The sequence below is a fragment of the Burkholderia sp. BCC1047 genome (assembly GCF_902833155.1).
Lineage (GTDB): Bacteria > Pseudomonadota > Gammaproteobacteria > Burkholderiales > Burkholderiaceae > Burkholderia > Burkholderia sola.
This window is the reverse complement of the sequence record NZ_CADFEH010000057.1, coordinates 1-23841: the sequence shown is the minus strand read 5'-3', so window position 1 is coordinate 23841 and position 23841 is coordinate 1. Positions and strand designations below refer to the sequence as shown.

The following is a 23841-nucleotide window of genomic DNA, read 5'->3' as shown; positions in this document are numbered from 1 at the left end:
CGACGTGACACGCACGGCATCACGCGAACCGAAATCACATGGGCACACCGGCGATCAAACCGGCATACGCGTCACGCATGAGACGCGCCACGAATGCCGAATCTTGTGCACAGGCCACCCTCCGGGCAACCCGCGCCGCGCCCAATCACGAATTCGGGAACAACAGCCACATCCGGCCGACCTGCTTCATCCGGCCAGCCTGGTCGCCCGCGTCGTCGCCGAGCCCCCAGAAATAGTCTGCCCGCACGCCACCCTTGATCGCCGAGCCCGTATCCTGCGCGAACACGAGCCGGTTCATCGGCGTATTCGTCAGCGGACGCGTGGTCTGCAGGAACACCGGCGTGCCGAGCGGGATCGACGACGGATCGACCGCGATCGAGCGCTCCGGCGTCAGCGGCACGCCGAGCGCGCCGATCGGACCGTCCGCGCCGCCGTGCGGCGCATCCTCCTTGGTCGGCATGTCGCGGAAGAACACGAAGCGCGGATTCGTATCGAGCAGCGCGTCGACGCGCGTCGGGTTCGCCTTCGCCCAGGCCTTGATGCCCTGCATCGTCGCCTGCGCGGGCGTCAGCTCGCCGCGATCGAGCAGCCACTTGCCGATCGAACGGTACGGCTGGTTGTTGGTGCCGCCGAAGCCGACCCGCATCACCGAACCGTCGTCGAGCAGCACGCGCCCCGAGCCCTGCACCTGCAGGAAGAATGCCTCGATCGGATCGTCGACCCACACGAGCTCGTTGCCGTTCAGGATGCCGGCACGCTCGAGCTGCGCGCGTGCCGGCAGCGCGGCGCCCGCGCGATAGCCGGCCGGCCAGCGATAGAGCGCGTACTGATACGGGCCGCGGCGTACGCGCGAACCGTGCAGCAGCGGCTCGTAATAGCCGGTCACGAGCCCGTCGAGCGTACCGTCGGTGTTCGCGAACTGGAACGGCGTGAAATACGTTTCGAAGAAACTGCGGGCGCTGCTGACGTCGAGCTCGTCGAGCCGGTCGGCGGCCGCGCAAGCGCGCGCCCAGGCCGGCTGGCGCGCGAGCCGTGCGCAGTTCTGCCGCAGCGCGGCCGTCGCGCCGATCAGCGAATCGTCCTGCCAGCCCGGCACCTGCTGCCACGCGACCGGCGTGAGCCGCTTCGCGGCGACCTGCCCCGGCACGACCGCCGCACCGGTCGGCGGCTTCAGCGCGGAAGTCCGTGTCGGCGCGCCGCCGCACGCGGCGAGCAGCGCCGCCGCCGCGGCCGCGGCCATCCACCCGGCCAGCCGGGGCCCAAACCACATACAATGTCCGTTCTTGATGGAAACCGCCATGTCAGATTTTCTCGACCAATATCCGATGCTCATCTTCGCGCTCGAAGCCTTCGTCGCGCTTGCCCTGCTGATCTTCATCGTCGTGTGGACGTCGTCGGGCAGAAAGAAGCAGGCCCGCCGCGACGACCGCCAGCCGCGCTGACGCACACTGCACACCGCACGCTCAATGCAGCGTGCGCGGCATGTGCAGTGCGAACTCGTCGACCGGCGCCTCGAAACGCTCGCCGTCCTCCGCCACGCAGAAGTACGCGCCGCGCATCGTGCCGACCGGCGTCGCGATCACGGCCCAGCTCGTGTATTCGAAATGCTCGCCCGGCTGCAGCAGCGGCTGGTGCCCGACGACGCCGAGCCCCTTCACTTCCTGCACGTGGCTCTCGCTGTCCGTGATGATCCAGTGACGCGCGATCAGTTGCGCCGCGACCTGCCCGGTATTGCGGATCGTCAGCGTGTACGCGAATGCGTATTGACGGTGATCGGGGTCGGATTGTTCCGGCAAGTAGCTGGTTTTCACCGAAACGGTGAACTGATACTGACTCATGGTGTGTCCGCTGTAGGTAACCGCGCGCGCCGACTCGAGCGGCCGGGCCGCGGGCGCGCCGCATTGGTTCGGCATTCTATGCGCATTCGGGCCGCCACCGCACGGCCTGCCGCCGCGCACCGGGTCGCCGGACGGTAGAATGACGGTTTTGCGCCGCAACGTCCCCCGCTCCCTGTCATGACTCAATTCCGCATCGCTCCCAGCATCCTGTCGGCCGACTTTGCACGGCTCGGCGAAGAAGTCCGCAACGTGGTCGCCGCCGGCGCCGACTGGATTCACTTCGACGTGATGGACAACCATTATGTGCCGAACCTGACGATCGGCCCGCTCGTCTGCGAGGCGATCCGCCCGCACGTGCAGGTGCCGATCGACGTGCACCTGATGGTGCGCCCGGTCGACCGGATCGTGCCCGATTTCGCGAAGGCCGGCGCGAACCTGATCAGCTTCCACCCGGAAGGCTCCGACCACATCGACCGCACGCTGTCGCTGATCCGCGACCACGGCTGCAAGGCCGGACTCGTGTTCAATCCGGCCACGCCGCTGAACTACCTCGACCACGTGATGGATCGCCTCGACTTCGTGCTGCTGATGTCGGTCAACCCCGGCTTCGGCGGCCAGTCGTTCATCCCGGAAACGCTGAACAAGCTGCGCGAGGCGCGCGCCCGCATCGACGCATACACCGAACGCACGGGCCGCGAGATCCTGCTCGAAGTCGACGGCGGCGTGAAGGCCGACAACATCGCGGAAATCGCAGCGGCCGGCGCGGACACGTTCGTCGCGGGTTCGGCGATCTTCGGCAAGCCCGACTACCGCAAGGTGATCGACGAGATGCGCGCGGCGCTCGCCACCGTCGAACGGAGCTGACGCCGTGGCCGACTCGTCGTTCGCCGGCCGCGCGCCGGCCGGAGCCGCCGCGGACGCTGCGCCGATCCGCTTCGCCGCGCCGCGCATCGACGCGGCGCTGATCGACCTCGACGGCACGATGGTCGACACGGCCGACGATTTCACGGCCGGCCTGAACGGGATGCTCGCGCAGCTCGGCGCGCCGGCCACGTCGCGCGACGAAGTGATCGGCTACGTCGGCAAGGGCTCCGAACACCTGATCCACAGCGTGCTGAAGCCGCGCTTCCCGGCCGACGAAGCGCACGCGCGCTTCGACGACGCACTGGCGATCTACCAGACCGAATACGCGAAGATCAACGGTCGCCACACGCGTCTCTATCCGGACGTGGCGGCCGGCCTCGACGCATTGCGCGCGGCCGGCATCCGGCTCGCGTGCGTGACGAACAAGCCGCACCGCTTCGCGGTCGAGCTGCTCGAGCAATACGGGCTGGCCGGCTGCTTCGGCATCGTGCTGGGCGGCGACAGCGTCGCGCGCAAGAAGCCCGATCCGCTGCCGATGCTGACGGCCTGCGACGCGCTCGGCGTCGCGCCGGACGCCGCGGTCGCGATCGGCGACTCGGAAAACGACGCGCTGGCAGGCCGCGCGGCCGGGATGGCGACACTGACGGTGCCTTACGGCTACAACCACGGCAAAGCTATACAAACGATAAATTCGGATGGTATAGTCGATTCGTTGCTGGTCGCGGCTCGCGCAATTTCCGCGCACAACGCCGGCCGGCCAACCGTCTGATTATTTCTTCCATCCGCATGTTTCTGAATAAAAAACGGAGTCTGAGCAGTATCGACCGGGGAGCCTGGCCCTGGCGTCGCTGGTCGCGCTGACCTCTTCGATGAGGTACGCTGAAGCACGTCTTCAGCGCCGTTTTTTATCTCGCTGCGCATCCGCGCGCCGATCGTCGCACCACCTCGAGTTCCACCGCGCCTGAACGCTTACGTTCAGGATCGGCCGCAGGCTCGCGACGTTCACGCCCGGAGTGCCGGCCGGCAACAGGCACTTCTCGATCGACCGCCCTTTCGCCGACGGCCACCCACGCAGCGTCAAATGATCCCTGGCGCACGCGCCGCTCGTCCCGAACAGGACCGGAACATGACCGAACTCGAATTCCAATCGCTCGCGAACGAAGGCTACAACCGCATCCCGCTGATCGCGGAAGCCCTCGCCGATCTCGAAACGCCGCTGTCCCTCTACCTGAAGCTGGCCCAGCCCGAACGCGCGGGCGCCAACTCGTTCCTGCTCGAATCGGTGGTCGGCGGCGAACGCTTCGGCCGCTATTCGTTCATCGGCCTGCCCGCCCGTACGCTCGTGCGCACCCGCAACGGCGTGTCGGAAGTGGTGCGCGACGGCCAGGTCGTCGAGACGCACGACGGCGACCCGTTCCAGTTCATCGAATCGTTCCAGGCGCGCTTCAAGGTCGCGCAGCGGCCGGGCCTGCCGCGATTCTGCGGCGGCCTCGCCGGCTACTTCGGCTACGATGCGGTGCGCTACATCGAGAAGAAGCTCGCGAACACCGCGCCGCGCGACGATCTCGGCCTGCCCGACATCCAGTTGCTGCTGACCGAGGAAGTCGCGGTGATCGACAACCTCGCCGGCAAGCTCTACCTGATCATCTACGCGGATCCGGGCCAGCCCGAAGCGTATGCGAAGGCGAAACACCGCCTGCGCGAACTGAAGCAGCGCCTGCGCACGACCGTGCAGCCGCCCGTCACGTCGGCGAGCGTGCGCACCGAGACGTTCCGCGAATTCAAGAAGGACGACTATCTGGCCGCCGTGCGCCAGGCGAAGGAATACATCGCGGCCGGCGAGCTGATGCAGATCCAGGTCGGCCAGCGACTCACGAAGCCGTACCGCGACAATCCGCTGTCGCTGTATCGCGCGCTGCGTTCGCTGAATCCGTCGCCGTACATGTATTACTACAACTTCGGCGATTTCCACGTGGTCGGCGCCTCGCCGGAAATCCTGGTGCGCCAGGAAAAGCGCGGCGACGACCAGATCGTCACGATCCGGCCGCTCGCCGGCACGCGCCCGCGCGGCAACACGCCCGAGCGCGACGCGGAACTCGCGACCGAGTTGCTGAACGATCCGAAGGAAATCGCCGAGCACGTGATGCTGATCGACCTCGCGCGCAACGACGTCGGCCGCATCGCGGAAATCGGCTCGGTGCAGGTGACCGACAAGATGGTGATCGAGAAGTACTCGCACGTGCAGCACATCGTCAGCTCGGTCGAAGGCAAGCTGAAGCCCGGCATGACGAACTACGACGTGCTGCGCGCGACGTTCCCGGCCGGCACGCTGTCCGGCGCGCCGAAGGTGCGCGCGATGGAACTGATCGACGAGCTCGAGCCGGTCAAGCGCGGGCTGTACGGCGGTGCGGTCGGCTACCTGTCGTTCTCGGGCGAGATGGATCTCGCGATCGCGATCCGCACGGGCCTGATCCACAACGGCAACCTGTACGTGCAAGCGGCGGCCGGCGTCGTCGCCGACTCAGTGCCCGAATCCGAATGGCAAGAGACCGAGAACAAGGCGCGCGCGGTGCTGCGTGCGGCCGAACAGGTCCAGGACGGCCTCGATAGCGACTTCTGACCGGAGACTGACCATGCTGCTCATGATCGACAACTACGACTCGTTTACCTACAACCTGGTCCAGTACTTCGGCGAACTCGGCGAGGACGTGCGCACCTACCGCAACGACGAAATCACGCTCGACGACATCGCGCGCCTGAACCCCGACACGATCTGCCTGTCGCCCGGCCCGAGCAATCCGCAGCACGCGGGCATCACGCTCGACGTGCTGCGCGAATTCGCGGGCCGGAAGCCGATCCTCGGCGTCTGCCTCGGCCACCAGGCGATCGGCGAAGCGTTCGGCGGCCGCGTCGTGCGCGCAAAGACCATCATGCACGGCAAGGTGAGCCGGATCGAAACCGACTGCCGCGGCGTGTTCGCCGATCTGCCGAAGCATTTCGACGTGACGCGCTACCACTCGCTCGCGATCGAACGCGAATCGCTGCCGGACTGCCTCGAGGTGTCCGCGTGGACCGACGACGGCGAGATCATGGGCGTGCGCCACAAGACGCTGCCGGTCGAAGGCGTGCAGTTCCACCCGGAATCGATCCTGTCCGAGCATGGCCATGCGCTGCTCGAGAATTTCCTGAAGCAAAACCGCGCAGCGGCCCATGCCGCCGCGCCGGCTGCCTGACGGGAGACGCACGATGACGATTACCCCGCAGGAAGCGCTGCAACGCACGATCGAGCACCGCGAGATCTTCCACGACGAAATGCTGCATCTGATGCGGCTGATCATGCGCGGCGACCTGTCGCCCGTGATGGCGGCCGCGATCATCACCGGGCTGCGCGTGAAGAAGGAGACGATCGGCGAGATCGCCGCCGCCGCGACCGTGATGCGCGAATTCGCGAACCACGTCGAGGTGCAGGACAACTCGAATTTCGTCGACATCGTCGGCACCGGCGGCGACGGCTCGCACACGTTCAACATCTCGACCGCGTCGATGTTCGTCACGGCGGCCGCGGGCGCGAAGGTCGCGAAGCACGGCAACCGGGGCGTATCGAGCAAGTCCGGCAGCGCCGACGTGCTCGAGGCGCTCGGCGTGAACATCGACCTGCAGTCGGACCAGGTCGCCGCATCGATCGCCGAAACCGGCATGGGCTTCATGTTCGCGCCGAACCATCACCCGGCGATGAAGAACATCGCGGCCGTGCGCCGCGAGCTCGGCGTGCGCACGATCTTCAACATCCTCGGCCCGCTGACCAATCCGGCCGGCGCGCCGAACCAGCTGATGGGCGTGTTCCACGCCGACCTCGTCGGCATCCAGGTACGCGTGATGCAGCGCCTCGGCGCGCAGCACGTGCTCGTCGTGTACGGCAAGGACGGCATGGACGAGGTATCGCTCGGCGCCGCGACGCTCGTCGGCGAATTGCGCGACGGCAAGGTGCACGAATACGAAATCCATCCGGAGGACTTCGGCCTGCAGATGGTGTCGAATCGCACGCTGAAGGTGGAAAATGCGGACGAATCGCGCACGATGCTGCTCGGCGCGCTGGACAACCAGCCGGGCGTCGCACGCGAGATCGTCACGCTGAACGCGGGCACCGCGCTCTACGCGGCCAATATCGCCGAGTCGATCGCGGACGGCATCCAGCTCGCCCGCGAAGCGATCGCGAGCGGCAAGGCCCGCGCGAAGGTCGACGAACTCGCGCGCTTCACGCAGCAGTTCAAGCGCTGACTCCCCTTACGAATCCAGCAGGAACCCCTATGAGCGACATTCTCGACCGAATCATCGCCGTCAAGCGCGAAGAAATCGCGGCAGCCCTGCGTAGCACGCCGCTCGAGGCACTGAAACTCGAAGCCTCCGCGCGCGACCTGCGCGACTTCGTCGGCGCGCTGCGCGCGAAGCACGCGGCCGGCAACGCCGCCGTGATCGCCGAGATCAAGAAGGCCAGCCCGTCGAAAGGCGTGCTGCGCGAGCATTTCGTGCCGGCCGACATCGCGCGCTCGTATGCGGCGCACGGCGCCGCGTGCCTGTCGGTGCTGACCGACGAGCAGTTCTTCCAGGGCGGCGTCCGCTACCTCGAGGAAGCGCGCGCGGCCTGCACGCTGCCGGTGCTGCGCAAGGACTTCATCGTCGACGCGTACCAGATCGTCGAAGCCCGTGCGATGGGCGCCGACGCGATCCTGCTGATCGCGGCCGCGCTCGACACGCCGCTGATGCAGGATCTGGAAGCCTATGCGCACTCGCTCGGCCTCGCGGTGCTGGTCGAAGTGCACGACCGCCACGAGATGGAACAGGCGCTGACGCTGAAGACGCCGCTGCTCGGCATCAACAACCGCAACCTGCGCACGTTCGAGACGTCGATCCAGACCACGCTCGACATGCTCGACATGATTCCGGCGGATCGCATCGTCGTGACCGAATCGGGCATCCTGTCGCGCACCGACGTCGACACGATGCGCGCGGCGAACGTGAACACGTTCCTCGTCGGCGAGGCGTTCATGCGCGCCGACCAGCCGGGCGAGGAACTCGCACGGATGTTCTTCTGATGGCGATCGAACAGGAAATCAAGCTCGCGCTGCCGGCCGGCCAGGCCGACGCCGCGCGCCGCTTCTTCGAGACGCTGACCGGCGAACCCGGTCGCGCGATCACGCTCGCGAACGTCTATTACGACACGCCCGATCTCGCGCTCGCGCGTTCGAAAAGCGCGGTGCGCGTGCGCCGCACGCCGGACGGCTGGCTGCAGACGTTCAAGACGGTCGGCAGCGCGGAAGGCGGGCTGCATAGCCGCCACGAGTGGGAACTGCCGGTCGCGAGCGACGCGCTCGAAATCGATGCGCTCGTCGCGGCCTGCGACGTGCCGGAAGCCGCCGCCGCGCTGAATGACGCGGCCGGCGCGCTGCACGCGCTGTTCCGCACGGATTTTTCGCGTACGCTGTGGCGCATCGCAATCGGCGGCGCAACCGTCGAGGCCGCGGTGGACGTCGGCGAGATCGTCGTCCAGGCGGAACACGAAACGCGCCGCGAACCGATCAGCGAAATCGAACTCGAACTGATCGACGGCCCGGAAACGGCGCTCGCGACGCTCGCCGCCGAACTGCAGCAGGCGCTGCCGGGCCTCGTTCCCGAAAACATCAGCAAGGCGCAGCGCGGCTACCGGCTGCGCGCGCAATAAACACGCATCACGCATGGCAACCCGCAAGACTTCCCGCGCGCCGCAACAGGCGTCGCTGTTCGACGATCCCGTGCCGGAAACGGCACCGGCCGATATTCCGTCCCCGGCTTCCGAGCCGCCTGCCGCTCGGCGCAAACCCGCGAAGAAAACCGCCGCACCGGCGGCCGTGCCCGAACCGGCCCCGGCCGCCGCGGCACCGCGGCCCGTTGCCACCGACGTGCCGCATCTCGCCGCGCAATTCGACGCGCTGCCGGCCGTCTGGCGCGACGTGCTGAAACCGTTCACCGACAGCGACGCGTACGCGCCGCTGTGCCACTTCGTCGACGAAGAGCGCGCCGCCGGCAAGACGGTCTACCCGACCGACGTGTTCCGCGCGCTGCGCCTGACGCATCCCGACGACGTGAAGGTCGTGATCCTCGGTCAGGATCCGTACCACGGCGACGACCGCGGCACGCCGCAGGCGCACGGCCTCGCGTTCTCGGTGCCGCCGGCCGTCCGCACGCCGCCGTCGCTGCGCAACATCTTCAAGGAAATCGCCGCGAACTTCGGTCACGACACGCCGCGTCACGGCTGCCTCGACACGTGGGCGCGCCAGGGCGTGCTGCTGCTCAACACCGTGTTGACGGTCGAGCGCGGCGCGGCCGCGAGCCATGCGAAGCGCGGCTGGGAACAATGCACGGACACGCTGATCCGCGAGCTCGCCGGCCGCCATCGTGGGCTCGTATTCATGCTGTGGGGCGCCCACGCGCAGGCCAAGCGCGCGCTGTTCGACGCGAACGCGCATTGCGTGCTCGAGGCGCCGCATCCGTCGCCGCTGTCCGCGCACCGCGGCTTCCTCGGCTGCCGCCATTTCGCGCTCGCAAACGACTATCTGGTCGATGCCGGCCGCGAACCGATCGACTGGCGCCTGCCGGACGCGGCCGAAACGCTCGCGTAACGGCCTCGGCGGCGGGTTCGCCGGCCGAATGCAAAAACGCCGCGTCCCTTTCGTGAAGGGCGCGGCGTTTTTTCATCGGGCGACACGGTGGGTGCATCGCACCCCCGCCTCGATCTGACGCTTTACGCGGCGGCGATCGCTTCGCGTGCGCTGGCCAGCGCGGCGCTCTGCGCATCCGGGCCGAGGTTCAGGCCTTCCGCGAAGATGAAGCTCACGTCGGTCAAGCCGATGAAGCCGAGGAATGTGCGCAGGTACGGCGTCTGGCTGTCGTTCGGCGTACCGGCGTACTTGCCGCCGCGCGCCGTCACCACGTGAACCTTCTTGCCCTTGATCAGGCCTTCCGGACCGTTCTCGGTATAGCGGAACGTGACGCCGGCGCGAGCGATCCAGTCGAAATACGTCTTCAGTTGCGACGAGATGCCGAAGTTGTACATCGGCGCGCCGATCACGATGATGTCGGCAGCCTGCAGCTCGGCGATCAGTGCATCGCTCTTCGCGACGATCGCATTCTGTTCCGCGGTGCGCTGGTCGGCCGGCGTGAAGAACGCGCCCAGCACCGATTCGTCGAGGTGCGGCAGCGCATCGGCGAGCAGGTCGCGAACCACGACGTTCGCGCCGGGGTTCGATTGTTGCAGCTTTGCCGTCAGTTCGTTGGCCAGCAGCGTGGATTGCGCACCTTGCGAACGCGCAGCGGAATTGATTTGCAGAATGGTCGTCATGTCAGGCTCCGGTAGGGTTGCGCTTCGGTAGCGCGAGTGACGCCATTGTGCGTGGCCATATGACCGCGAAAAAGCGGGTTCAGGGCGACGGATTGTTGCAACAGCAGAACAATCCTTGATCGCGCCCCGCTACCCGCTTTCGTACGCTTACCCCTTCAGCCAGGCTTCGCGGGCCTTCATGGCCGCGGCCGGCTTCGCGGCCGCCGTCAGCCGGTAGCGCGTGATGTCCGGCCCGTCGAGCTTCAGTTTCGCGGTGCGCAGCTCGTCGCGGCGGAACGCGTGAACCTCGACCTTGTCGCCCGGCCGGTAGCGGGCGAGCAGCGCATCGAGGTTCGTGCCCGTCACGCGCAGCCCGTCGACCGCGATCAGCGTGTCGCCAGCCGACAATCCCGCGCGATGCGCGGCGCCGCCTTCGTAGACCGCCGCCAACGTGCAGTCCGCGCCGCCGCGCAGGCGCGCACCGATCGTCGGCTTCGCGGCCGCGCCGATCGCGACGTCGGGGGCCAGCGTCACGCCGAACGGCGCGAGCAGATCGCCGAGCGGCAGGTCACGCGTGCCGTGCACGGCGTCGGCGAACAGACGGCCGAGCGCGACGCCCGTCGCCTCTTCGATCAGCATTTCGACTTCGTTTTCGTCCACGCCCGCCTGCTTGCCGCGATAGAAGTCGCGGCCGTAGCGTTGCCACATCAGGCGCATCACGTCGTCGAGCGACTTCCGGTTGCGCGTCTGCGCGCGGATCGCGAGATCGAACGCGAGCGCGACGAGCGAGCCCTTCGTGTAATAGCTGACGATCGCGTTGGTCGCGTTCTCGTCCTGGCGGTAGTACTTGATCCATGCGTCGAACGAGCTGTCCGCGACGCTCTGCTTGAGCCGGCCCGTGCCGCGCAGCACGCCGCCGATCGTGCGGCCGAGCGCCGCGAAATAGTCGTCCTGCGACATCAGCCCGCTGCGAACCAGCATCAGGTCGTCGTAATACGACGTGAAGCCCTCGAACAGCCACAGCAGCGACGTGTAGTTCTCGCGCGTGAGGTCGTACGGCACGAACGCCGCCGGCTTGATGCGCTTCACGTTCCACGTATGGAAGTACTCGTGGCTGCAGAGGCCGAGATACGTGCGATAGCCTTCGGTCGTTTCCGGGCGCCCCTTCACCGGCAGGTCGGTCCGGTTGCAGATCAGCGCGGTCGACGCACGATGCTCGAGGCCGCCGTAGCCGTCGCTGACCGCGAGCGTCATGAACACGTAGCGATCCATCGGCGCCTTCTTCGACTTCGGCTCGAACAGCGCGATCTGCGCTTCGCATACGCGCTTCAGATCGGTACGCAGCCGCTCCAGGTCGAGCTGCGTCACGCGCCCGGCGATCACGATATCGTGCGGCACGCCGTGCGCGTCGAACGTCGCGAGCGCGAATTCGCCGATCGTCACCGGATGGTCGGACAGCTCGTCGTAGTTCGCCGCGCGATACGCGCCGAAACCGTAGCGTTTCGTGCCGCGCGCCTCGGACAGCGATGTGCCGACGCGCCAGTTGCGAAACGCGGGCCCGGCCGGCTTCGAGATCTCGACTTCGCACGGCGCCGCCTCGCGGCCGGCGACGCTCAGGAACACGGCCGTCGCGTTGAAGAAGCCGCCCGAATCGTCGAGATACGCGGAGCGCACCGACAGGTCCCACGCATAGACGTCGTAGCGCAGCGTCAGCGCGCCGGTGACGGGCGCGGCCTGCCACGTATGCTTGTCGGTCTTCGCGATGCGCACCTTGCGGCCCGCGTCGTTGAACGCATGCAGCGTCACGATGTTGCGCGCGAACTCGCGCACGAGATAGCTGCCCGGAATCCATACCGGCAGCGAGAAGCGCTGGCCTTCGGGATCGGGATCGGCAACCGTCACCGTCACTTCGAACAGGTGCGCGGCAAGATCTTTCGGGACAATCGAATAGCGAATCGGCTGGGTCATCGTGGCAATCGGTCGGTCGAATACGGCGGCGAAAACGAAGAGAGGCGCCGGCAGATCATGCGGGCGCCCCTCGCTGGCCGGGCCATGCGCCCGGCGTGCAGTCGGTTACTTGCTCGAGGCGAGCGCCTGGTTGAGCTGGTCGGCCGATACCGCGCCCGGCAGGCGGCGGCCGTCCGGCAGGAAGATCGTCGGCGTGCCGGTGACGTTCATCCCGCGGCCGAGCGCGAGATTCTTGTCGAGCGCGGTGGTGTCGCACGTGCCGGCGCCTGACGGCGCGCGGTGATCGAGCATCCAGCTTTCCCACGTCTTCGCGCGATCGGTCGCGCACCAGATCGCCTTCGACTTCGCGGTCGAATCCGGCGACAGCACCGGGTACAGGAACGTGTAGACGGTCACGTTGTCGACCGACTGCAGCGTCGTCTCGAGCTTCTTGCAGTACGGGCAGTTCGGATCGGAGAACACCGCGATCTTGCGGGCGCCGTTGCCCTTGACGACCTTGATCGCATTCGCGAACGGCAGGCTCGCGAAATCGATCTTGTTGATTTCGGACAGGCGGGCGTCGGTCAGGTTCTTGTGCGACTTGGTGTCGACGAGATCGCCGAGCAGCACGTAGTCGCCGGCCGCGTCGCTATAGATGATCTGCGAGCCGAGGTTCACTTCGTAAAGGCCTGCAACCGGCGATTTCGACACGCTCTTGATCGGCGCGTCGCTGCCGAGACGGGCTTGCAGCGTGGCCTTCAGCTTGTCGGTGGTCTGGTCGGCCTGCGCGGTGCAGCCCAGCGTCGCCATCGTGACGGCCAGCGCCAGCGATGCGATGCGGATCGTTTTTTTCATCGAAATCTTCCTTCAGCTCAATCGGAGTGCACGGCACAGTGTACGCCGTTATGGAACCGTCTCCGACCCGCGCTGTGGCAGAAGGTTCGATCACCCAAGCGCGGCCGACACGAGCCAGCGCTTCACGAGCGGCTGCGCGCCGACGAACGCCATGCCCGCATTGCGCACCGCCTTCGCGAGCGAGCCCGGCACCGCGAACAGCCGCTGCAGGCCGTCGGTCGCGACCATCAGCGCGCGGATGTCCTCGCGGCGCGAACGCTCGTAGCGGCGCAGCAGCACCGGATCGCCGAGATTGCGGAAGCTTTCCTTGCGCGCGATCGCGTCGGCGAGCGCGGCGACGTCGCGCAGCCCGAGGTTCATCCCCTGCCCGGCGAGCGGGTGGATCAGGTGCGCGGCATCGCCGACCAGCGCGACGCGCGGCGCGATCAGCTTGTCGACCGTCTGCAGCGCCAGCGGGAAGCCGGCGGCCGGCGTCACGCATTCGAGCGCGCCGACCTGGCCGTGCGACACGCGCTCGACCTCGGCCGCGAGCTGCGCCGGATCGAGTGCGAGCAATTCGTCCGCATGCGCGGTGTGCGCGGACCATACCAGCGACACGTGGCCGTCCGGCAGCGGCAGCAGCGCGACGATCTCTCCTTCGTGGAACCACTGGTACGCCGTCTCGCGGTGCGGCAGCGACGCCTTGAAGTTCGCGACGACGCCTGTCTGCCGGTAGTCGCGCCGCTCCACCCTGGCCCCCATTTGAGAGCGCACCCATGAATGAGCGCCGTCGGCGCCGACGACGAGATCGGCTTCGAGCACCTGCCCCGTCGACAGCGTCAGCACGGCCGCGTCGGCGCGCACGTCGAAGCCCTGCGCACGCGCGTCGAACCACGTGAGGTTCGGCTGGAACCGCAGCGCGGCGTCGAGCGACGCCTCGACCAGCGAAGATTCGGCGATCCAGGCGAGTTGCGGCACGGACGCCTGATAGGCGGAGAAATGCAGTTCGGCATGCGCATCGCCATACACGCGCATGTCGTAGACCGGTGCGAGCCGGCCGTGGTCGAGCGCCTGCCAGACCCGCAGCCGCTCGAGCAACGCCTGCGAACTGGACGACAGCGCGTAGATGCGCGTGTCGAACGCGAGATCGGCGGGGCGCGGCGGGGCCGGCTGGGCAAGCAAGGCTGTCTTGTAGCCGGACTGGGTCAGCGCGAGCGCGGCCGTCTTGCCGACGAGCCCGCCGCCGACCACGGCGACGTCGAAGGAGTGGTGTGCAGTCATGGCGGGCATTATAGCCGCGGGGCCAAACCCTTACGCGGCCGGACTTTGCGGGAAATCAGCAGAATCGCAGGCCGGTGCGCCCGCGCGACGGCCCGCCGCATCGGCCGTTCGGCGCCTGGCCCGGAATCCGGGGCGCCGGCACGGTACAATAGTGTCTTTGACCGTCGGCCCGCCGCGCTCCACGCGCCGGCCGCCCTTTTTCCCGCGCCGCCGTGCCCTGTCCGGCCGCGCCGCCTCACCCGTCCGAAGGATTCCATGAGTCTCAAATGCGGCATCGTCGGCTTGCCCAACGTCGGCAAGTCCACCCTGTTCAATGCGCTGACCAAGGCCGGCATCGCCGCCGAGAACTACCCGTTCTGCACGATCGAACCGAACGTCGGCATCGTCGAAGTGCCGGATACGCGCCTGAAGGCGCTCTCCGAGATCGTCAAGCCGGAGCGTGTCGTGCCGGCCGTGGTCGAGTTCGTCGACATCGCGGGCCTCGTCGCGGGCGCGAGCAAGGGTGAAGGCCTCGGCAACCAGTTCCTCGCGAACATCCGCGAAACCGACGCGATCACGCACGTCGTGCGCTGCTTCGAGGATGACAACGTCATTCACGTCGCCGGCAAGGTCAGCCCGATCGACGACATCGAAGTGATCAACACCGAACTCGCGCTCGCCGACCTCGGCACCATCGAGAAAGCGCTCACGCGCTATTCGAAGGCGGCGAAGTCGGGCAACGACAAGGAAGCGGCGAAGCTCGTCGCGGTGCTCGAAAAGGTGCGCGCGCAGCTCGACCAGGGCAAGGCCGTGCGCGGCCTCGCGCTGTCGGACGACGAAGAAGCGCTGATCAAGCCGTTCTGCCTGATCACCGCGAAGCCGGCGATGTACGTCGCCAACGTGAAGGACGACGGCTTCGAGAACAACCCGCACCTCGAGGCGGTGCGCAAGTACGCGGAAAGCGAAAATGCGCCGGTGGTCGCCGTGTGTGCGGCGATCGAGGCGGAAATCGCCGATCTCGACGACGCGGACAAGGAAGCGTTCCTCGCCGACATGGGCATGGAAGAGCCGGGCCTCGACCGGGTGATCCGCGCGGGCTTCAAGCTGCTCGGCCTGCAAACCTATTTCACCGCGGGCGTGAAGGAAGTGCGCGCGTGGACGATCCACATCGGCGATACCGCTCCGCAGGCGGCCGGCGTGATCCACACCGACTTCGAGCGCGGCTTCATCCGCGCGCAGACGATCGCGTTCGACGACTTCGTCACGTATAAGGGCGAGCAAGGTGCGAAGGAAGCCGGCAAGATGCGCGCGGAAGGGAAGGAATATGTCGTGCACGACGGGGATGTGATGAACTTCCTGTTCAACGTTTGAGCGTTGCTGCTGCATCGACCGTAAAAAAGCCCGCTGAATGCGGGCTTTTTCTTTTTTCGATGGCGGAAGACCGACTCATTCCCGTCCGACGATCTTCAGCGTCCCGGACATATGCAGGAACTGCCCGTCCTTCGTCACGATGTTCGTATCCACCGAGCCGCGTTCGAAATCCTCGACGTGCACGACGTTCGAACCGGTGGACGGCTCATGCCAGTACACCATGTACACCTGCGGACGGATCTCGCGCGCCGTGTACTGCACCGTATCCGTCACGCCGTTGAATTGGCCGGCCGTACCGACGAACGACATCGTCTTGTCGTCCTTGAAGTGCAGGTCGAACGCGGTAGCGCCGAGCTGCACGCGCACCGTCTTGCCCGCCGCAGGGAACGGCGCCGGCGCGGGCCATTGCATCTCGTCTTTGGCGACCTTCGCGCTCAGCTCGAGCGACGACTTCTCGCCGAGATCCGGGTAGCGCGCCTCCATCGCCGCGATCAGTGCCGCCGAATCCTTTGCGCGCGCCGCTTCCTCGTCGAACGCCTTCACGTAATTGCGCGTGAACGCGACGCTTGTGGTGGACGGCTGGCTGCCGTTACGGTTCGGCAGGAAGTGGCCGGGCACGACGCGCGCGGGCTTCAGCGCATCGATCCGGTCGAGCGTCGCCAGCCAGTTCGCGTGCGACAGCGGCGTCTGCGTGTCGGCCATCCACACGTGGATGTTCGCGGCGACCGGGATGCCACCAACCACGGTCCGTGTGGAAGGAATCCACACGAACGTGCGATCGGGCGTCGGGCCGTCGAGCCCGACGATGCGCAGCGGCTCGCCGTCGACGCGCAGCGTATTGCCGTCGAGCGGCTGCGGCACGATCACCGAAGTCGGCGCGTTGTCCTTCAGAATCGGGCCCCAGTAGGCGAGCTTGCCGTCCTTGCTGGCCTCGATCGCGGCGACGGTCTGTGGCGTCGCGACGATCTTCGCATCCGGGAACGCCGCGTGGATGGTTTCCAGCCCGAAGTAATAGTCGGGGTCGCTGTGGCTCACGTAGACGGCCTTGAGCGTCTTGCCGCTCGCCTTGATCCGACTCACCAGCGCCTGCGCGTCGTTGCGCTGGAACTGGGCGTCGATCAGGATCGCCTCGGTCTTGCCCGAAACGATTTCGGACGAAACCGGGAAGATCGCATGCGCGCCCGGATTGTAGACATCGACGGTCAGCGGGGCGGCGATGCTCGCGGATGCGGCACCGAGTAGTGCAGTCGCCGCGAGTGCGGAAGAAAACAGATGACGGATCGACATGGTCGGACTCTTGATGGGTGGTGAGCCCGTAGAATAAGTGAAACTTCGTTAGTTACAAATATCCGACTTGTCGATACTTCATTTCCCAACAGCAACGAATCGATCGTCACACATCGGGACACGGCCGTTTAAGCGAACGCCGAAGGACCTGATCTCCTGATAACAGGACGCGAGTACGCCAGGGTGTCACTCCTGCATTCCCCTGATGAGTTCCGGCCACAGCGACGAATTCGCGCGGCGGAACATGCCGACGTGACCGATTGCGCGGCCATCGCAGTTTTCCGGGCTGATGAAATGGACGTTGCGACTGGCGTTCGGCAACCAACGCAGCCAGTCCTCGATATTGGCCGGCGTCGCGAGTGGGTCGTCGGTCGCTGCGACGACCGTGACGGGAGCAACGAATTCGTCGTAGTAGTCGCGGGTAATGCCAATCCCGAACTCGTTAGCCATGTATCCGGGGCGTCGGCACCACCGAGCCCACTGGAGCCCGACCCGCGCCGGCAGATCGTCGCCCCACCCCAGTACCCTGGCAGGCACATAGCCGAACAGGCGCGCGCTAACCGGTACATAAAGATTCGCCAGCAACAATGCGGCAATTCGCATCGGCCACCGGATGTTGCCAACGTATCCCGATGACGCGGAAATCGCACAAACCGAGCGAACCGATGCATGGTTCGGCATCAGACCGACCAGTTGCGCGCCCGCGCTGTGCCCGACCAGGTGAGCATTGCTCGCGCCGGTTTCACGGAGGAGCCAGTCCAGCGCGGCGGGCATGTCGAGCTGCCCCCAGTCCTGTTTGCGCGCGACGGATCGGCGGACGTGGCCCTCGTCACGCGAGGCGCCGATGCCGCGGTAATCGAACACGAAGGTCGGATGGCCGTCGTGGCGCAGCCAATCCGCAAATGCGAAATAGAACGATTGACGTAGTCCTGTCGCCGGGCAAATGAGCACGGGGGAACCTGCGCCGGTTGCGGTCGGGAAATAGGATCCCTGTAGCGAGTAGCCGTCCCCTGCGCGAAATGCGACGCTTCCCCGGGAGACCGGTTGCATCGTCATCGCCCGGGTTTCAATGCCGTGGACCACGGTGACATGGCGAATACGCATCGGCAGTGAGGAGATCGCGAACGCAGCGAGCTTTTGTCATGTCGGATCGATTCATGAAGGTTTGCGGGAAGCGCGAGCGGACAACCTTTTCACCATTTCCTTCGTTGCCGCCGTTGCACAGATCGCCTGTGCCGCAGGTCGCATCGAACCATCGCCCCATGCGTGACGCGCCGATTTTTCGCAGGATGCGTCGCGCGCTTTCGTCCACTTCGCCATCTGCGCGTCGAGCTCCGCCTTGCGCCGTGGCTGCTCGCTCACCTGTTTGTCGACGATCCGCTGCAATTCCCGCTCGGCGACGAGCTGATCGCGCCACGCGCAAAAATTCATGCTCGTCTGGCTCGAGTCACAGTCGCTGAGCAGTGCATTGACCTCGCTTGCCGGCAAGCCGCTGCGCGCCGCTATCTCGTCCGCTGCCGTCGGGCCGGCAAATGCATGCGTCGACGCCAGCACGAGCAAACCGATCATGGCCGTTCTCACGGTGCCCTCTGTTGTGACTGGAACGGCGCCGATTCAAGTCGGCGCCGGTTGACAAGCCCGTTTGAACGAACGGGCGCCAGACGACGCCCGTTATCGTCTCGCGGATGAATCCAGACGCGCTGATTCATGTGCGACACGACGCCCGCGTCGTCGCTCTGATTCGCTGAACGGAACACGGCCAGCGCACCTGTGTTGCCGGTATTGTAGGCATAGCTGACGAGCTCATCGAACTGCAGCTGCGTCAATTGCCGAACCGATACGTGTCGCCGCACGGCGGCTTCTGCCCGACGGACCCGGACCGCGAGTTGTGCATTGACTTGCGTCGCCGTAACCGGCGTGCGCAATTCTTCCGGGGTGCACGGCCCCGTGTGAGCCAGCGTTCCGATTCCATAGGTACAGTTGTTCGCCTGATCGTTGTAGTAAGCCATGACCGCGCTTTCCCGCCTCCGCAGCTCGGCCCACCCTGCGTCACTCAATCTCAGGCTTTCGTTCGCCATTTACCTCTCCCGGCGCGACCGCTAACGCGAGTCGACATCATCATTCACTGCGGTTCTCGAAGCGATCAATGTATGGCGTTACCGTTCGCGATGAAATCAGACGAGTTCGATTTTGACGCGTTCGTACATCGACGATCGCGGGGTACGAAAGACCGGGCAGCGTGACGTCACGTGTATCCGCGTACTCGCGCCAAAAGACAAATGGCCCGACCGGCAACCGCCGATCAGGCCATTTTCACGCCCGGGACTTCGCGCCCCGTCGTCACCTCATTCGATCAGGTCAAGTCGCCGACACCCGCCGCCCCGCATCCGCCCGCGCATCGCGCCCACGCTTGTTCAGCCACGACGCGAGCAGCACGATCAACGCCAGCACGGCCGTCGCACCCACCTCCATCCGGTGTTCCTCACTGACGAACATCACGGTCAGCGTGCCGCAGATGAACAGGATCACGGCCCACGTGAGCCACGGGAACAGCCACATCCGCAGCGTCAGGCCCGCGCCGCCCGCTTCGAGCGTCTTGCGCATCCGCAGCTGCGAGATCGCGATCACGAGATACACGAGCAGCGCGATCGCGCCCGACGTCGCGAGCAGGAAGCCGAACACCTGCTCCGGCATCAGGTAGTTCGCGATCACGGTCAGGAAACCGAACGCGGTCGACGCGAGCACGGCCGCGCGCGGCGTGCCGGTCGAATCGGTGCGATGCAGGAATGCGGGCGCGTCCTTGCGCCGGGACAGCGAGAACAGCATCCGCGACGCCGTGTACAGCGCCGAATTCAGGCAGCTCGCGACCGACACGAGCACGATCACGTCGATGATCGCCTTCGCGTTCGGGACGCCGATCAGTTCCATCGCGCGCTGATACGAGCCGTGCTTCGGCAGCAGCGGGTCGTTCCACGGCACGATGGCCGCGACGACGAGGATCGAGCCGAGATAGAACAGCGTGATACGCCAGATGACCGAGTTCGTCGCCCGCACGATCTGGCGTTGCGGGTTGTCCGATTCGGCGGCCGCGATCGTCACGATCTCGGTGCCGAGGAACGAGAACATCGTCGTCAGCATCGCCGCGAGCACCGCGCTCGCGCCGTGCGGCATGAAGCCGTCGTGCACGAACAGGTTCGACACGCCCGACACGGCCGGCGCGGGAACGATGCCGACGATCGCCGCGCCGCCGATGCACAGGAACACGACGATCGCGACGACCTTGATCAGCGCGAACCAGAATTCGAATTCGCCGTAGTTCTTGACGGAAAAGAGATTGGTGACGGTAAGCAGCAGCGTGATGCCGAGCGCGAAGATCCATGTCGCGATGCCCGGGAACCATGCATTGAGGATGGTCGCCGCGGCGGTCGCCTCGATCGGGATCACCAGCACCCAGAACCACCAGTACAGCCAGCCGATCGTGAAGCCGGCCCAGTGGCCGATCGCGCGGTCGGCATAGGTCGAGAACGACCCGCTGTCCGGATGCGCGACGGCCATCTCGCCGAGCATGCGCATCACCAGCACGACCAGCACGCCCGCGATCGCATACGCGAGTATCGATGCCGGCCCGGCTTCCGCGATCGCGTGGCCGGAGCCGACGAACAAGCCCGCGCCGATGACGCCGGCAATCGACATCATCGTGACGTGACGCTGCTTCAGGCCGGTGCCGAGGCCTGTGTTGCTTCCACTCATCTGTCTCTCTCCAAAAAACGGTTCCGGTACGACCGGTGTCGCGTGAAGGCGGCGCGGGAGTTGTCGTTGTTGAATCCGGCCGCGGCCGCGCGTGCGCCGCACGCGGGCATGAGGCCGGATGGGGCCGTTCCGGTCGGGTCGTCCGCGCAATCTGCGAAGCTGCGGGTGCGATGCGGCGCACCAGGCGCCGGCGCATCGCGTACGCCCGTTCCGTCGGCTGTCGTCAGCCGCCTTCGAAGCGAAGGAGTGTAAGCATCAAACGGTTCTTCACTAAGAACCAATTGAAGAATTTCGATGGAACCACTCGTTGCATCGATACGAACCGATGCAACGCTTGATCCGGTTCGGCGGCGGCTCGCGTGCTGCGCGCGCCGTTCAGTTCGTGTCGCCGGCGACTTCGTCCCGCCACGTCGCCGGCACGATTGCACGCCATTCCCGCAGGAGCAGGTTTTTCACGGCGTCGGGATGCGCGGCCGACAGGCGCACCAGCACGATCGGCCAGCCGATATAGTGATCGGTCACGTGGTACACGTCGGGCGCCGACTCGATCAGCCACGCGCGCTCGTCGGGGCCAACGCCCTTCACGACGAGCGTGTCGCCGTCCTCGCGCAATCGCGCGAGCAGCTTGCCCTTCACCTTGAGCGCGGGCGTGCCGTACGACGTGCGTTCCTCGACGCCGCGCCACGCCAGTGCGATCTGCCGGACTTCGTCGAATGTCACGATGCCTCCCCGACCGTGCGTCGATGGTTGACGGTCCGGTCACCCTACCGGAAACCGCGCGACGCGCCCACTCTCCGCCGCATCACGCGGACCGGCCGAAGGTTGCCGCGTTCCGCCGGTGGATTCTCGATGCCGCGCAGGCCGACGGCGCGGCGTCGATGTCCGGCGCGGCGTAGCGTCGCGCGGGTCCCGGCGCCGATCCGCTAACATGCGGCGCGGGCGATCGGTCCGACATCGCCCGGCATCGACAACAACGAACGAAACGAGAGAGACCATGCGTGCCCTGCTCCGCCGCGCGACCCATGTCGCGACCCTGTCCGCCGCGCTGTTCGTCGCGGGCGCCGCGTTGCCCCCTTCCGCCCACGCCTATCGCGCGCCGCCCGGCTACGGCAACGAAGCCGATCTCGACCGTCACGACACGTATCGCAACCGCGACGGCGAAACCGTGCACGCGCCCGCGCATTCGAAATCGGGCCGCGTGCCGGACGGCGCGAGCGCGCGCTGCCGCGACGGCACGTACAGCTTCAGCCGCCACCGGCGCGGCACGTGCTCGGGGCACGGCGGCGTCGCCGCGTGGCTGTGAGCGCGGGTCGGCCGAATGGCCTGCGCCGTGCCAGCGGCAGCCGGCGGCGAAGTACAATACGCGCTCGCACCGCCGCGCCCCGCGCGGCACGCTCTGTACCGAATCACCCGACGCCGCCACGCCCGCGCGCGCTGCGCGGCAGTCTCAACCACTTCTGACTTTCACACCGAAATGGCCCAATACGTTTTCACGATGAACCGGGTCGGCAAGATCGTGCCGCCCAAGCGCCAGATCCTGAAGGACATCTCGCTGTCGTTCTTTCCCGGCGCGAAGATCGGCGTGCTCGGCCTGAACGGCTCGGGCAAGTCGACGCTGATCCGCATCATGGCGGGCGTCGACAAGGACATCGAAGGCGAAGCCACGCCGATGCCGAACCTGAACATCGGCTACCTGCCGCAGGAACCGCAGCTCGACCCGACGAAGACCGTGCGCGAAGCCGTCGAGGAAGGCCTCGGCGACCTGTTCCAGGCCAACAAGAAGCTGGAAGAAATCTACGCGGCGTATGCCGAACCGGACGCCGACTTCGACGCACTCGCGGCCGAACAGGCCAAGTACGAGGCGATCCTCGCGTCGAGCGACGGCGGCAGCCCCGAGCAGCAGCTCGAAGTGGCCGCCGACGCGCTGCGCCTGCCGTCGTGGGACGCGAAGATCGAGCATCTGTCGGGCGGCGAAAAGCGCCGCGTCGCATTGTGCAAGCTGCTGCTCGAAAAGCCCGACATGCTGCTGCTCGACGAGCCGACCAACCACCTCGACGCCGAATCGGTCGACTGGCTCGAGCAGTTCCTGGTGCGCTTCCCCGGCACCGTCGTCGCGGTCACGCACGATCGCTACTTCCTCGACAACGCGGCCGAGTGGATTCTCGAACTCGACCGCGGCCACGGCATTCCGTGGAAGGGCAACTACAGCAGCTGGCTCGACCAGAAGGAAGAGCGCCTGAAGCAGGAGGAAGCGTCGGAATCGGCACGCCAGAAGGCGATCAAGAAGGAGCTGGAGTGGGTGCGCCAGAACCCGAAGGGCCGCCAGGCGAAGTCGAAGGCGCGTATCGCGCGCTTCGAGGAGCTGAGCAGCCAGGAATACCAGAAGCGCAACGAAACGCAGGAAATCTTCATTCCGGCCGGCGAACGCCTCGGCAACGAAGTGATCGAGTTCAAGAACGTCAGCAAGTCGTTCGGCGACCGCCTGCTGATCGACAACCTGAGCTTCAAGATCCCGGCCGGCGCGATCGTCGGCATCATCGGCCCGAACGGCGCCGGCAAGTCGACGCTGTTCAAGATGCTGACCGGCAAGGAACAGCCGGATTCGGGCGAAGTCGTGATGGGCCCGACGGTGAAGCTCGCGTACGTCGACCAGAGCCGCGACGCGCTCGACGGTTCGAAGACGGTGTTCGAGGAAATCTCGGGCGGCGCCGACGTGCTGACGGTCGGCAAGTACGAAACGCCGTCGCGCGCGTACATCGGCCGCTTCAACTTCAAGGGCGGCGACCAGCAGAAGATCGTCGGCAACCTGTCCGGCGGCGAACGCGGGCGCCTGCACCTCGCGAAGACGCTGATCTCGGGCGGCAACGTGCTGCTGCTGGACGAACCGTCGAACGACCTCGACGTCGAAACGCTGCGTGCGCTGGAAGACGCGCTGCTCGAATTCGCGGGCTCGGTGATGGTGATCTCGCACGATCGCTGGTTCCTCGACCGGATCGCGACGCACATCCTTGCGTTCGAAGGCGATTCGCAAGTCACGTTCTTCGACGGCAACTACCAGGAGTACGAAGCCGACAAGCGTGCGCGCCTCGGCGAGGAAGCCGCGAAGCCGAAGCGTCTGCGCTACAAGCCGATCAGCCGCTGAGCGGCGCGGCCCGGGCGCCCGGCGCCGCGATCACGCGGGGCCGGCGCCGAACGGGGCCGCTTCCGGAACGGCACGATCAAAAAAGCGAGCCCTTTGAACTGACCCCACGAAGTTGGACGGTTGAAGACTAGGTGCCCAAGGGCTGAGTCCTGTATTGCACGGGACTCAGCCCTTTCAACTTGAGCTTAATGCGT

At 66.4% G+C, this 23841-nt stretch carries 24 protein-coding genes and 1 pseudogene; 13 read left to right on the top strand and 12 right to left on the bottom strand.

All coding sequences use genetic code 11. The features are described 5' to 3' along the window. Window positions 1-145: 145 nt before the first annotated feature. Complete coding sequence (locus HWX55_RS34405; protein ID WP_050013047.1) at window positions 146-1270, bottom strand: MltA domain-containing protein; 1125 nt, start codon at window positions 1268-1270, stop codon at window positions 146-148. A gap of 28 nt (window positions 1271-1298) precedes the next feature. Between HWX55_RS34405 and HWX55_RS36255 the strand changes: the two genes are divergently transcribed. Beyond that, window positions 1299-1442: a hypothetical protein gene (locus HWX55_RS36255; protein ID WP_235356184.1), complete on the top strand. Its 144-nt coding sequence runs from the start codon at window positions 1299-1301 to the stop codon at window positions 1440-1442. A gap of 21 nt (window positions 1443-1463) precedes the next feature. Here the strand turns inward: HWX55_RS36255 and apaG are convergent, their stop codons facing one another. After that, window positions 1464-1838, bottom strand: a complete 375-nt coding sequence (gene apaG / locus HWX55_RS34400; protein WP_006477037.1) for a Co2+/Mg2+ efflux protein ApaG — start codon at window positions 1836-1838, stop codon at window positions 1464-1466. 177 nt (window positions 1839-2015) lie between these two features. On the opposite strand from apaG, the gene rpe reads away from it, so the two are divergent. The 8 genes from rpe (at window position 2016) to HWX55_RS34360 (ending at window position 9358) form a co-directional block, all read left to right on the top strand. Next, window positions 2016-2702: a ribulose-phosphate 3-epimerase gene (gene rpe / locus HWX55_RS34395; RefSeq protein ID WP_006482066.1), complete on the top strand. Its 687-nt coding sequence runs from the start codon at window positions 2016-2018 to the stop codon at window positions 2700-2702. A gap of 4 nt (window positions 2703-2706) precedes the next feature. Beyond that, on the top strand, window positions 2707-3471 hold the full coding sequence (locus HWX55_RS34390; protein ID WP_175978905.1) for a phosphoglycolate phosphatase: 765 nt from the start codon (window positions 2707-2709) through the stop codon (window positions 3469-3471). A gap of 357 nt (window positions 3472-3828) precedes the next feature. Continuing rightward, on the top strand, window positions 3829-5322 hold the full coding sequence (gene trpE / locus HWX55_RS34385; RefSeq protein ID WP_050013049.1) for an anthranilate synthase component I: 1494 nt from the start codon (window positions 3829-3831) through the stop codon (window positions 5320-5322). 13 nt (window positions 5323-5335) lie between these two features. Next, window positions 5336-5935, top strand: coding sequence for an aminodeoxychorismate/anthranilate synthase component II (locus HWX55_RS34380; RefSeq protein WP_124557513.1), 600 nt, complete (start codon window positions 5336-5338; stop codon window positions 5933-5935). Between the two features lie 13 nt (window positions 5936-5948). Beyond that, complete coding sequence (gene trpD, locus HWX55_RS34375; RefSeq protein ID WP_175978904.1) at window positions 5949-6980, top strand: anthranilate phosphoribosyltransferase; 1032 nt, start codon at window positions 5949-5951, stop codon at window positions 6978-6980. 29 nt (window positions 6981-7009) lie between these two features. Continuing rightward, window positions 7010-7795, top strand: coding sequence for an indole-3-glycerol phosphate synthase TrpC (gene trpC, locus HWX55_RS34370; RefSeq protein WP_054928329.1), 786 nt, complete (start codon window positions 7010-7012; stop codon window positions 7793-7795). Then, the gene (locus HWX55_RS34365; protein ID WP_175978903.1) at window positions 7795-8421 is read left to right on the top strand and encodes a CYTH domain-containing protein; all 627 of its coding nucleotides are present in this window, start codon (window positions 7795-7797) and stop codon (window positions 8419-8421) included. Before trpC ends, HWX55_RS34365 begins: the two co-directional genes overlap by 1 nt. A gap of 13 nt (window positions 8422-8434) precedes the next feature. Further along, the gene (locus HWX55_RS34360; RefSeq protein ID WP_175978902.1) at window positions 8435-9358 is read left to right on the top strand and encodes a uracil-DNA glycosylase; all 924 of its coding nucleotides are present in this window, start codon (window positions 8435-8437) and stop codon (window positions 9356-9358) included. 122 nt (window positions 9359-9480) lie between these two features. On the opposite strand, the gene HWX55_RS34355 is transcribed toward HWX55_RS34360, so the two are convergent. The 4 genes from HWX55_RS34355 to HWX55_RS34340 form a co-directional block, all read right to left on the bottom strand. Further along, window positions 9481-10077 carry an NAD(P)H-dependent oxidoreductase gene (locus tag HWX55_RS34355; protein ID WP_175978901.1) on the bottom strand — a complete coding sequence of 199 codons (597 nt, stop codon included), beginning with the start codon at window positions 10075-10077 and terminating at the stop codon, window positions 9481-9483. Between the two features lie 147 nt (window positions 10078-10224). Then, the gene (locus tag HWX55_RS34350) at window positions 10225-12024 is read right to left on the bottom strand and encodes a PDZ domain-containing protein (protein WP_175978900.1); all 1800 of its coding nucleotides are present in this window, start codon (window positions 12022-12024) and stop codon (window positions 10225-10227) included. Between the two features lie 105 nt (window positions 12025-12129). Then, a complete protein-coding gene (locus tag HWX55_RS34345) occupies window positions 12130-12858 on the bottom strand; it encodes a DsbC family protein (RefSeq protein ID WP_050013054.1) in 729 nt (242 codons plus the stop codon). 90 nt (window positions 12859-12948) lie between these two features. Continuing rightward, the gene (locus HWX55_RS34340; RefSeq protein ID WP_175978899.1) at window positions 12949-14127 is read right to left on the bottom strand and encodes a UbiH/UbiF family hydroxylase; all 1179 of its coding nucleotides are present in this window, start codon (window positions 14125-14127) and stop codon (window positions 12949-12951) included. Window positions 14128-14373: 246 nt separating this feature from the next. On the opposite strand from HWX55_RS34340, the gene ychF reads away from it, so the two are divergent. Continuing rightward, window positions 14374-15468 carry a redox-regulated ATPase YchF gene (gene ychF / locus HWX55_RS34335; protein WP_175978898.1) on the top strand — a complete coding sequence of 365 codons (1095 nt, stop codon included), beginning with the start codon at window positions 14374-14376 and terminating at the stop codon, window positions 15466-15468. Between the two features lie 75 nt (window positions 15469-15543). Here ychF and HWX55_RS34330 read toward each other — a convergent pair whose 3' ends face one another. The 6 genes from HWX55_RS34330 to HWX55_RS34305 all read right to left on the bottom strand — a co-directional run bounded on the left by HWX55_RS34330 (window position 15544) and on the right by HWX55_RS34305 (window position 21225). Continuing rightward, on the bottom strand, window positions 15544-16755 hold the full coding sequence (locus HWX55_RS34330) for an MBL fold metallo-hydrolase (protein ID WP_175978897.1): 1212 nt from the start codon (window positions 16753-16755) through the stop codon (window positions 15544-15546). Between the two features lie 186 nt (window positions 16756-16941). Continuing rightward, entirely contained in the window at window positions 16942-17859 is a 918-nt protein-coding gene (locus HWX55_RS34325) for an alpha/beta fold hydrolase (RefSeq protein ID WP_244140700.1), read from the bottom strand. Window positions 17860-17910: 51 nt separating this feature from the next. Next, window positions 17911-18324: a lysozyme inhibitor LprI family protein gene (locus tag HWX55_RS34320; RefSeq protein WP_175978896.1), complete on the bottom strand. Its 414-nt coding sequence runs from the start codon at window positions 18322-18324 to the stop codon at window positions 17911-17913. Between the two features lie 8 nt (window positions 18325-18332). Then, complete coding sequence (locus HWX55_RS34315; RefSeq protein WP_175978895.1) at window positions 18333-18833, bottom strand: glycoside hydrolase family protein; 501 nt, start codon at window positions 18831-18833, stop codon at window positions 18333-18335. Between the two features lie 280 nt (window positions 18834-19113). Further along, a complete protein-coding gene (gene gabP, locus HWX55_RS34310; protein ID WP_175978894.1) occupies window positions 19114-20505 on the bottom strand; it encodes a GABA permease in 1392 nt (463 codons plus the stop codon). Between the two features lie 375 nt (window positions 20506-20880). Next, the gene (locus HWX55_RS34305) at window positions 20881-21225 is read right to left on the bottom strand and encodes an MmcQ/YjbR family DNA-binding protein (protein ID WP_175978893.1); all 345 of its coding nucleotides are present in this window, start codon (window positions 21223-21225) and stop codon (window positions 20881-20883) included. A 74-nt stretch (window positions 21226-21299) separates the two neighbouring features. Here HWX55_RS34305 and HWX55_RS36250 point away from each other — a divergent pair. From HWX55_RS36250 to ettA, 3 genes and pseudogenes are all read left to right on the top strand, one after another. Further along, window positions 21300-21401, top strand: a pseudogene (locus HWX55_RS36250) (LysR family transcriptional regulator); the annotation flags it as partial. A gap of 98 nt (window positions 21402-21499) precedes the next feature. Next, window positions 21500-21808 carry a DUF3761 domain-containing protein gene (locus tag HWX55_RS34300; protein WP_124680765.1) on the top strand — a complete coding sequence of 103 codons (309 nt, stop codon included), beginning with the start codon at window positions 21500-21502 and terminating at the stop codon, window positions 21806-21808. Between the two features lie 171 nt (window positions 21809-21979). Beyond that, complete coding sequence (gene ettA, locus HWX55_RS34295; protein ID WP_039352138.1) at window positions 21980-23647, top strand: energy-dependent translational throttle protein EttA; 1668 nt, start codon at window positions 21980-21982, stop codon at window positions 23645-23647. Window positions 23648-23841 lie beyond the last annotated feature (194 nt).

What these genes read in the sequence shown, in the direction of transcription:
- HWX55_RS34405 (WP_050013047.1), bottom strand. Translation starts at nt 1,270, where the DNA reads ATGTGGTTTGGGCCCCGGCTGGCCGGGTGGATGGCCGCGGCCGCGGCG.
- HWX55_RS36255 (WP_235356184.1), top strand. Translation starts at nt 1,299, where the DNA reads ATGTCAGATTTTCTCGACCAATATCCGATGCTCATCTTCGCGCTCGAA.
- apaG (WP_006477037.1), bottom strand. Translation starts at nt 1,838, where the DNA reads ATGAGTCAGTATCAGTTCACCGTTTCGGTGAAAACCAGCTACTTGCCG.
- rpe (WP_006482066.1), top strand. Translation starts at nt 2,016, where the DNA reads ATGACTCAATTCCGCATCGCTCCCAGCATCCTGTCGGCCGACTTTGCA.
- trpE (WP_050013049.1), top strand. Translation starts at nt 3,829, where the DNA reads ATGACCGAACTCGAATTCCAATCGCTCGCGAACGAAGGCTACAACCGC.
- HWX55_RS34380 (WP_124557513.1), top strand. Translation starts at nt 5,336, where the DNA reads ATGCTGCTCATGATCGACAACTACGACTCGTTTACCTACAACCTGGTC.
- trpD (WP_175978904.1), top strand. Translation starts at nt 5,949, where the DNA reads ATGACGATTACCCCGCAGGAAGCGCTGCAACGCACGATCGAGCACCGC.
- trpC (WP_054928329.1), top strand. Translation starts at nt 7,010, where the DNA reads ATGAGCGACATTCTCGACCGAATCATCGCCGTCAAGCGCGAAGAAATC.
- HWX55_RS34365 (WP_175978903.1), top strand. Translation starts at nt 7,795, where the DNA reads ATGGCGATCGAACAGGAAATCAAGCTCGCGCTGCCGGCCGGCCAGGCC.
- HWX55_RS34360 (WP_175978902.1), top strand. Translation starts at nt 8,435, where the DNA reads ATGGCAACCCGCAAGACTTCCCGCGCGCCGCAACAGGCGTCGCTGTTC.
- HWX55_RS34355 (WP_175978901.1), bottom strand. Translation starts at nt 10,077, where the DNA reads ATGACGACCATTCTGCAAATCAATTCCGCTGCGCGTTCGCAAGGTGCG.
- HWX55_RS34350 (WP_175978900.1), bottom strand. Translation starts at nt 12,024, where the DNA reads ATGACCCAGCCGATTCGCTATTCGATTGTCCCGAAAGATCTTGCCGCG.
- HWX55_RS34345 (WP_050013054.1), bottom strand. Translation starts at nt 12,858, where the DNA reads ATGAAAAAAACGATCCGCATCGCATCGCTGGCGCTGGCCGTCACGATG.
- HWX55_RS34340 (WP_175978899.1), bottom strand. Translation starts at nt 14,127, where the DNA reads ATGCCCGCCATGACTGCACACCACTCCTTCGACGTCGCCGTGGTCGGC.
- ychF (WP_175978898.1), top strand. Translation starts at nt 14,374, where the DNA reads ATGAGTCTCAAATGCGGCATCGTCGGCTTGCCCAACGTCGGCAAGTCC.
- HWX55_RS34330 (WP_175978897.1), bottom strand. Translation starts at nt 16,755, where the DNA reads ATGTCGATCCGTCATCTGTTTTCTTCCGCACTCGCGGCGACTGCACTA.
- HWX55_RS34325 (WP_244140700.1), bottom strand. Translation starts at nt 17,859, where the DNA reads ATGCGTATTCGCCATGTCACCGTGGTCCACGGCATTGAAACCCGGGCG.
- HWX55_RS34320 (WP_175978896.1), bottom strand. Translation starts at nt 18,324, where the DNA reads ATGATCGGTTTGCTCGTGCTGGCGTCGACGCATGCATTTGCCGGCCCG.
- HWX55_RS34315 (WP_175978895.1), bottom strand. Translation starts at nt 18,833, where the DNA reads ATGGCGAACGAAAGCCTGAGATTGAGTGACGCAGGGTGGGCCGAGCTG.
- gabP (WP_175978894.1), bottom strand. Translation starts at nt 20,505, where the DNA reads ATGAGTGGAAGCAACACAGGCCTCGGCACCGGCCTGAAGCAGCGTCAC.
- HWX55_RS34300 (WP_124680765.1), top strand. Translation starts at nt 21,500, where the DNA reads ATGCGTGCCCTGCTCCGCCGCGCGACCCATGTCGCGACCCTGTCCGCC.
- ettA (WP_039352138.1), top strand. Translation starts at nt 21,980, where the DNA reads ATGGCCCAATACGTTTTCACGATGAACCGGGTCGGCAAGATCGTGCCG.